We start from the raw sequence: 1,524 nt of genomic DNA, 5'->3' as shown, positions 1-1,524 counted from the left end.
ATAATATGAAGTATTTACTTTGCTACTTTGTTTTAATTTTTATTACAGTAATATGTGGTGGATTATATATAAATTATAAAAACTCAGATAATATTCAAGCTAGAAATGCATGTTTACTTGATGCAGATAATAAAAGTATTATTTATAGTAAAAGTGGTGATGAAAAAATTGCACCTGCAAGTACTACAAAAATGATTACTGCCCTTACTGTAGCAGACTATTGTAATATTAATGAAGAAGTCACAGTAGGGGATGAGATTAAATTTGTATTTAATGACGCTTCAAAAGCTGGGCTAAAAAAAGGTGATGTGGTAACTATAAAGCAATTATTAGATGGACTGCTTCTCCCTTCGGGAAATGATGCAGCCTACGTCTTGGCAAGATATACAGGTGAAAAAATATCTAATGAAAAACTATCTATGGAAGATGCTATTTCAAATTTTATGATTTATGCTAATAAAAAAGCTGTCTCAATTGGAGCTAATAATTCTAACTTTATCAGACCAGATGGATATGATGTAAGTGGACAATATACTACGGCTAAGGATTTAGCTTGTATAGGTGATGAATTTATGAAGTCAAAACTATTAAGTTCAATTGTATCAAAATATAAATTGAATGATGAATATCCAAACGGTAGTCAAGTTAAATATGAAAATACTAATGAGCTAATAAATCCTTATAGTGAATATTATTATTCTGATATAAAGGGTTTAAAAACAGGAAGTTCATTAAATGCTGGGAAATGTGTTGTTTCTGTTGCTGATATAGATAATAAGACATATATTTGTGTTGTAATGGGCTCAACAGATAAAGGAAGATGGATGGATAGTTTGTGTTTATACCAAAGCATAAAATAAGACTCATAAAACTTATGAGTCTTATTTAGCTTTTTAAAAAATTTAAAAAGTTTTCTAAAATCCTAGCAGTTATGCCCCAAATAACGTAATCTTTATATTCATAAAACCAAACAGGATATTCACCTATGGCAAATTCATATTTTTCTTTGTTTGGTATTTTATCATAAGGAAAATCTTCATTTGGAACTACTTTTACGTCATTTGTATACATATTTGCATCATATTTCATTAAATAGTCAATTGGTACTAAAAATATATGATCAACTTCATCCTTATTAATATTTAAGTCACTTATATCTTTTATTTCACCTAAATAAGGGTGAATGATTAAATTTGCATGTGATACATAAATATCCAAAGGTGATATAATAGTAATATTATCTTCGGTGGTACCGATTTCTTCGCAAGTTTCTCTTATACAAGCTTCTCTTGGAGTTTCATTACTTTCAATTCCACCACCAGGGAAAGAAATTTCACCAGGCTGACGCCTCATTTTTTTAGATCTTAATTCAAATAAAATAGAGTACTTTCCATTATCTTTTACTAAAGGTATTAAAACAGAAGCTCTTCTCATAGATTTGTAGCCATTTATATAAGGTTCATAATTATTAAATTTATCAATTATGTCTTTCAAAATAATGCCTCCTAAAATTTAAACTTATTA

The 1,524-nt window shown here is 28.2% G+C and carries 2 protein-coding genes; one reads left to right on the top strand and one right to left on the bottom strand.

Annotated features, from left to right (window positions below):
- On the top strand, positions 1-860 hold an 860-nt coding region (locus tag NSA58_RS20050; protein ID WP_257560918.1), incomplete at its 5' end, for a D-alanyl-D-alanine carboxypeptidase family protein.
- Between the two features lie 25 nt (positions 861-885).
- Here NSA58_RS20050 and NSA58_RS20045 read toward each other — a convergent pair.
- Positions 886-1,494, bottom strand: a complete 609-nt coding sequence (locus NSA58_RS20045; protein WP_079764817.1) for an NUDIX hydrolase — start codon at positions 1,492-1,494, stop codon at positions 886-888.
- Positions 1,495-1,524 lie beyond the last annotated feature (30 nt).

Source organism: Terrisporobacter muris (assembly GCF_024621905.1).
GTDB lineage: Bacteria > Bacillota > Clostridia > Peptostreptococcales > Peptostreptococcaceae > Terrisporobacter > Terrisporobacter muris.
The sequence above is the reverse complement of the archived record's forward strand: the minus strand, read 5'-3'. Positions and strand labels throughout refer to the sequence as shown.